This is a genomic window from Clostridium cylindrosporum DSM 605 (assembly GCF_001047375.1).
GTDB lineage: Bacteria > Bacillota > Clostridia > Clostridiales > Caloramatoraceae > Clostridium_AB > Clostridium_AB cylindrosporum.
Map to the genome: position 1 here is coordinate 1 of NZ_LFVU01000013.1, position 7,242 is coordinate 7,242.

Sequence of the window (7,242 nt, forward strand, 5' to 3'; positions counted from 1 at the left end):
GAGCACCTGCCTTGCAAGCAGGGGGTCAGCAGTTCGAATCTGCTTATCTCCACCAAGAAAAAAGTTGGTTTTTACCAACTTTTTTTTATTTTCAACAATTATTGATATAATAATATAATTCCTTGGTTATAATATATATTACATTATTATACTCTGAGGTGATAACTATGAAAATAACTAAAGTTAAACATGACTCTAAGGGAGAAATCATTGAATACCAACTTGATAATGGAAGTATAGTATCTAAGGAAGAAGTTGTTAATCTCGCATATAATGGCGAGATTGAAGGGGTTATGGTTTCAAGGTCTAAGAGTAATGAGTATTACGTTAGATCTACTCCAGATGGAGATAAATCAAATAATCTAGATAATTTACCAGAAATACAATAGGGAATAATTTCATATACATTATAAAAGGTTCTTATTATATAGGAACCCTTTATATTTTAAGCTATTGTACCTAAACAGGCTTTAATCATATACTTTGTTTGTGGTATATATACTTATAATGTTGTAAAATAATTATTATAGGTGTAATAAAGGTAACAATCTTGGAGGATTAATAATGAGGGAAGAGTTTTCAAATTTTAAAAAGTTCATAAAGGGAAAGAAGGTTGCAGTTGTTGGTATAGGAGTTAGCAACACACCTTTAGTTAAGTTTTTAATTGAGCTTGGGGCAAATATAATTGCATGTGATAGAAAAGAATCTCTTGGAGATATAGAAGAATATCTTTTAAGCAATGGTTGTACATTATCTCTTGGGGAAGATTATTTAGAAGGTATATTAAATGCAGATGTTGTTTTCAGAACACCATCATTACTTCCAAGTAATGAATACTTAGTTAAGGCTAAGGAAAATGGTGCATATGTAACCTCAGAAATTAAGGAGCTTCTAAAGTATGCTAAGGGAAAGATATTTGCTGTTACAGGAAGTGATGGTAAGACAACAACAACAACACTTATAGGTGAGATATTAAAGCATAGTGGTAAGAAGGTTTATATAGGTGGTAATATAGGCACACCACTATTTACTAAGATAGAAGAAATAGGACAAGATGATTTTATTGTACTTGAGCTTTCATCATTCCAGCTTATGGACGTAACAGAAGGCGTAGATGTATCAGTAATAACAAATGTAAGTCCTAATCATTTAGATATACATAAGGATTATGAAGAGTATATAGAAGCTAAGAAAAATATAATTAAGAGTTCTAAGGAATCAAGTATTATAGTACTAAATAAAGATAATTCTATAACAGATTCAATAGTATCTAATGGATGTATTAGAAAGTTTAGTAGAAGAGAGAATGCATTTGCATATTCTACTTCAGACTCACTTTATGTTAATAATACCCATGTTGTAGATAAGAGGAATATTAAGTTAAAAGGCGAACATAATGTAGAGAACCTTTTAACTGCATTTGCTGCTACATTTGACTATGTATCAATAGATGATATGAAGGCAGTTAGTGAAACTTTCTCAGGGGTTGCCCATAGAATAGAATTTGTTAGGGAATTTAATGGGGTTAAATACTATAATGATTCAATAGCATCTAGTCCAAGCAGAACACTAGCAGGGCTTCAGTCATTTACAGAGAAGGTTATTCTTATTTGCGGAGGTTATGATAAGAACATACCATTTGAACCCCTAGCTTCTGAGGGAATAGATAAGATTAAGCAGCTTATAGTTATGGGACATACTAAAGAAAAGATTAAATCTGCCTTTGAAGATGAAATGAATAAAACAGGGAAGAAACTTCCTATATATGAGACTATATCATTTGAGGATGCTGTATTATTTGCTAAAACTGTAGCTATAGAGGGAGATGTTATTATATTATCTCCTGCATGCGCAAGTTTTGATATGTTTAAGAACTTTGAAGAAAGAGGAAATAAGTTTAAAGAAATAGTTAATGAGTTAAATGACTAGCTTAAACATATGTTAAATATGAATAATTAATTAAGGTGTATATAGATTATATACCTTTTTAATATTTATAGGATAATACTCAGAAAATGTAAAAGAAGTATATAATTAATTATTGTTCAAAAAGGAGTGGTTCATTATGAAAAAAATTAAAAAATTATTGTGTATAACAACTTTAATATGTTTAGTTCAATCAAATGTAGCATTTGCCTCGGAAATAGGTTCTTCACATTCGGATAATGTATTATCTTATATGGATTATGGGACTATAAATGATGAAGATATTATATTAACTGCAGCCAGCACAACAACAAGTACAACAACAGCTGCAACAGTAAAAGCTAAGAATAAGCAATCAGGGTTAATATCATGGTTTGATATATGGAAAGAAAAAACAACAGCGTCTGGTAAAAAGGCTGTTAATGGTGCAGCTCATAAAACTATAAAACTAAGAACCCAAGTATCAGTAACTAATAATAGCAATTCAAAGAAGGCTAGTGTTGTAATACTTGATAGAGGACCTTATGCAAGTGGAAGGATTCTAGATATGTCAAAGGAATCATTCTCAAAGGTTGAGAGTTTAAAGAAAGGGTTATTTAAAGGTACAATTATTTGGTAATGTTTAATAAGTTAAACAAAGGTAAAAGTATTGTTTTATTTTTATTATTAACCCTATTAGTTGGATGCAGTCCAAGTAATCTTAGTAAAAATAAAGTAATAGAGGACAAGCTAATTATATCTACATATTCAGTGGAGAATAGCGGAGGCATTTCATTGTTTGATGTAAATAGTAAAGTAGAAAAAACACTTGTAAAAGACAGAAAGGTAGCAGTTAGTGGAGATTTATCTAAGGATGAGTCTCAAGTAGCATATGCTGATGCATTAAGTGATTCAGATCCTTGGCAAATTTACTTGCATAGTTTAAAGGACAATAAGGTGCTACAAGTTACAAATGATAGTCCAAGTAAAGGTGGTGCTAGGTTTGTAAATAATAACTTGGTGTGTTTTCTAACTGTGGCAAATGAAATGACTAAGGTAGCTAAGTTAGATGTTAATAAAAAAACAACTAATATAATTGACAAGGTGAATCTAGATAGAGAAGCTGAAGCATTTGATGTTAAAGATAATAATATTATCATATCTACCTTATCAAATAGTTTAAATATAAAAACCTGGGAAGAAAATGGTGGAGAGTTTAAACCAATTCCCCATGTTATACTAAAGGCAAATTTAAATGGAGAGAAGTTAAAGGAAGTTGGAAAAATTAATGCTTCCTATATAGACTCTATTTCATATAGCTCTAACCAGAATAAAGTTATTATATGTGGTACAGATATTAATGGAAATTCTGGTGCAGGAATTTATGAATTATCATTAGATACTGGAAAGGTAGCTACTATAGTTACAGAGAATAGTATAGCTACTATAAAGAATTCTAGTGCTAAAGAAATTTCACGTCCTATATTAGCTAGTAGTTCTAAGGATGAAAATATTATATATTTTACTGGAGTTTCTAAGGAAAGTGCACAGGTAACTATAGCAGAAATTGAAACTTACCCTTCAACTATATATAGTTATAATACTAAGACAAAGGAAATAAAGGAAATATATAATCCTAAAATACCAAGTAAAGTTTTTGATTTAAATATAAAATAATGAAGTTTCAAGAGTAGATTAAATATTAATTTTAATCTACTCTTTTTTATGTTTTATTATAGTCAGAAATATTTTTAACCAATGTTTTCACCTAATGGTAACTATAGAAAACGTTATATATTTTAATATTGACAATCAGTAGTTTAAGGTGCTATTATGACTTGTCATATAAAAACAAAAAGCGACAACATACGACAATGTGGCCGGTGACATTGTATTAGTTATCAAATCAAAAAACTCTAATATCCTATAATTCAAAAAATCTAGTAGAAATTTTAATTTAATATTAAAGAGATTTTCATGTATTAGTGAATTTAGGTTAATGCTTAAATTATTATTTTGATTTTTTAGGATTTGAAGGATGTAAAGAAAATTTAGGGTTAAATTAAATATGTAATAATTTAATGAGGTGAAACTATGGATTCAAACAAGAAAAGAGAAACATTCTCCTCACCACTGGCTATATTTTTTGCTACACTAGGGTCAGCTGTTGGTATAGGAAATGTGTGGAAATTCCCTTACATGGTTGGAATGAATGGTGGGGGAGCATTTTTATTAGTTTATGTTCTATGCATTGCACTTATTGGTTTACCTATTATGATTGCTGAATTTTATGTTGGAAGGTCAACAAGAAAAAGTCCAGTATCAGCACTTGTTGAACTTTCTAAAAAATATAAGATTGTTGGATATTTCTATATATTTTCAACATACTTAGTATTGTTCTTCTATTCAGCAGTTGGAGGTTGGGTTTACTTATATGTTTTTAAAGCCTTATCTGGACAGTTTGTAAATCTAACACCTGAAAAAACAGCTGCGTTATTTAATGCTGCAACAGTTGGACCATTTACACCTGTTATATGGCAGTTTATAGTTATTGTAGTTGTAGGAATCATTATTTCATTAGGAGTAAAAAGTGGAATAGAAAAGATGACTAAGACCCTTATGCCTGTTTTATTTGTCTTACTTATTATAGTTGCTATTAGAGGACTTACTTTAAGTGGTGCATCAGAGGGATTAAAGTTCCTTTTACTACCTGATTTCTCTAAGATAACAAGTCAAGGTATACTTGCTGCAATGGGACTTTCATTCTTTAAGTTATCAATTGCAATGGGGCCAATTATAACATATGCAAGTTACTTTACAAAGGAAACAAATATGATGAAGACAGCGGTTTCTGTTGCATTTTCTGATACACTAATATCTGTATTAGCAGGTATAGCTATTTTCCCTGTTGTGTTTACATTTGGTATAGAACCAGGTGCAGGACCAGGATTATTATTTATGACAATACCATTGGTATTCTCAAAGATACCATTTGGAGGAATACTTTTAGCTATATTCTTCGTACTTGTTGCTATAGCAGCTACTGGAGCTCTAATTTCACTTGTAGAGGTTACTGTTGCTGACCTTATGGAGAGAATGAAGTTTTCTAGACAAAAGTCAGTAATTATAGCATCAACAATTATATTTATATTTGGTATATTTGCTACATTATCCTATGATCCAAAGGCAATATTTGGAGCAATAAAAGAACCTATTTTTGGTGGAAGTATATTTAACCTATATGACAGCATATCATCTAATGTTCTTATGCCTATAGGTGGGCTACTTGTAGCATTAATAGTAGGATATAGAGTAAGTAAAGATAAGCTATATAATCAAGTTTCTAATGAAGGTAATCTAAATATAAATGGAACTTTTAAATTATTTTTAATAGCATTAAAATATATAACTCCAATTTTGGTTATATTAGTACTTGTTAGCTCACTTGGATTATTTAAATAGTATTTTGTAATAGGGAAACATATTATATGTTTCCCTATTTTTGTAATATAATTTAATTGATTTAAAGTATCTGAGGTGATGGATTAGTGAAAAATGATTTTCAAAATGTTATAGATTTAGTAGGATTAGTAAGTAAAGATAATTTAAGATATGTTGATTATTATGCAGAGGCTGGCTTTGGTATTTTTATGCCTACAGTAGGATTTTGTGAATATGCAATAACTAAAGCACATACACATCCAGCATACTCTTTTATTATTTACTTTGACTATAGTAAAGGCATAGTGCCCTGTAATGTTGATATTAAGGAAGGCGAATACTTAGTACAAGCTATATCACCTGATTTTCCACATGAAGAGGAGGAAGGGGATAGGTTTAATAGATACATAGCAATTTTTATTTCTAAGGATTTTTATGAAAAAGAATACAAGCATTATAGTAATTCCCGTGCTATGTATATGTTTAATAGCTTTACAGTTAGTAAGAATATTATGCTGCACATAGAAAAGTATATTAATGAATATGAGGCATTTACACCTGCTAGAGGGGACATGTTAGTACATATATCTAGTATAATAGTTCATGAGTTGATTAGAGGAGTATTAAAGTTAAAGAGTAAAGATGAGGTAAGTATTAAAAGAGTGGAAATTGAGAAAATAGTTAATTATATGCATCAGTACTTTTGTGAGAAAATAACAATATCAAAGTTAGCAGCATTATGTAATATGTCTGAGTCAGGCTTTAATAAGGTGTTTAAAGAAGAGTTATTAACATCTCCAATGGATTACTTAATTAATATAAGAATAGAAAAGGCTAAGAAGTTGCTTAGAAGTAGATCAAAATCTATAACTGAAATTGCATTAGAGTGTGGATTTAATAGCTTGTCTCACTTTTCAAGTTGTTTTACTAAAAATACAAGTACAACACCAAGAGAATATATAAATACATATAAATAGATGATTATATAAGTATAGTATTGTATTTTGAAAGTAATTAAATTTGTTTGTAGGTATAATTTATGAAAATATATATTTCGGAGGTTATATCTATGAATAAGAAAGATGTTATAAGTTTAATAAATAAGAACCCTATATTTTACTTAGCTACTTTAGAAGACTCATATCCAAGGGTTAGAGGAATGCTTTTATATAAGGCTGATGAAACAGGTATATATTTTCATACTGGAAGCTTTAAGAATGTGTACAAGCAGATTATAAAATATTCTAAGTCTGAGGTATGTTTTAATTGTGAAGGTGGAACACAAATAAGAATAAGTGGAGAGGTAACTGAGGTTAGTGATGATAATTTGAGGGATGAAATTATAAAGCATCCTAGTAGAGGATTTTTAAGAGAGTGGATAGATACAGGTAAATTTAATTACAGAGAGTTTATTGTATTTAAGCTTGTATATAATGAGGCAACAGTATGGAGAATGGAAAAAAACTTTCAGGAGAGCGAAATTATTAATATGTCTTAAGTAGATTATAAGGTAGGTTAGAATAATATTTTATCCTGCCTTTTATTATTTTGGATGATATATAGATAAGATAAATCTAGATTAAGAGGGGAGAGACAATAGTTAATTACACTTTTTAATGAATATACCTCAACACACCAGCCGGGTATATCCACCATAGCATTAATTAGATATTTGAAGTAAGTTAAAGGATTACCTGAGTAATAAGGTTATTTGAAGATATTTATATATAGAGACATGTTTTAGCTATGGTAAGATACATCTTGTCGGAGCGAGAGCAAAGACAACTGAAACAAAACAAATTTAAAAGTTTAAAAGTAACTGTTGACAATCAAGTCAATTACTGATAAACTAATCAAGTACTTTGGTCATTGAAAACTAAACAGTAACTATAGCGA

General features: G+C 29.6%; 7 protein-coding genes. All 7 read left to right on the forward strand.

All coding sequences use genetic code 11. The features are described from left to right. The first annotated feature begins 167 nt into the window (after nucleotides 1–167). The gene (locus CLCY_RS05255; RefSeq protein ID WP_053083273.1) at nucleotides 168–389 is read left to right on the forward strand and encodes a DUF3892 domain-containing protein; all 222 of its coding nucleotides are present in this window, start codon (nucleotides 168–170) and stop codon (nucleotides 387–389) included. Nucleotides 390–564: 175 nt separating this feature from the next. Beyond that, nucleotides 565–1,929, forward strand: coding sequence for a UDP-N-acetylmuramoyl-L-alanine--D-glutamate ligase (gene murD, locus CLCY_RS05260; protein WP_048570092.1), 1,365 nt, complete (start codon nucleotides 565–567; stop codon nucleotides 1,927–1,929). 136 nt (nucleotides 1,930–2,065) lie between these two features. Further along, complete coding sequence (locus CLCY_RS05265) at nucleotides 2,066–2,545, forward strand: septal ring lytic transglycosylase RlpA family protein (RefSeq protein ID WP_048570093.1); 480 nt, start codon at nucleotides 2,066–2,068, stop codon at nucleotides 2,543–2,545. Nucleotides 2,546–2,700: 155 nt separating this feature from the next. Beyond that, a complete protein-coding gene (locus CLCY_RS05270) occupies nucleotides 2,701–3,582 on the forward strand; it encodes an S-layer protein (RefSeq protein WP_161797108.1) in 882 nt (293 codons plus the stop codon). 417 nt (nucleotides 3,583–3,999) lie between these two features. After that, a complete protein-coding gene (locus CLCY_RS05275; RefSeq protein ID WP_048570095.1) occupies nucleotides 4,000–5,367 on the forward strand; it encodes a sodium-dependent transporter in 1,368 nt (455 codons plus the stop codon). Nucleotides 5,368–5,453: 86 nt separating this feature from the next. After that, nucleotides 5,454–6,323, forward strand: coding sequence for a helix-turn-helix domain-containing protein (locus CLCY_RS05280; protein WP_048570096.1), 870 nt, complete (start codon nucleotides 5,454–5,456; stop codon nucleotides 6,321–6,323). Nucleotides 6,324–6,415: 92 nt separating this feature from the next. Beyond that, nucleotides 6,416–6,844 (forward strand): pyridoxamine 5'-phosphate oxidase family protein, encoded by a 429-nt coding sequence (locus tag CLCY_RS05285; RefSeq protein WP_048570097.1) that lies wholly within the window; start codon nucleotides 6,416–6,418, stop codon nucleotides 6,842–6,844. Nucleotides 6,845–7,242 lie beyond the last annotated feature (398 nt).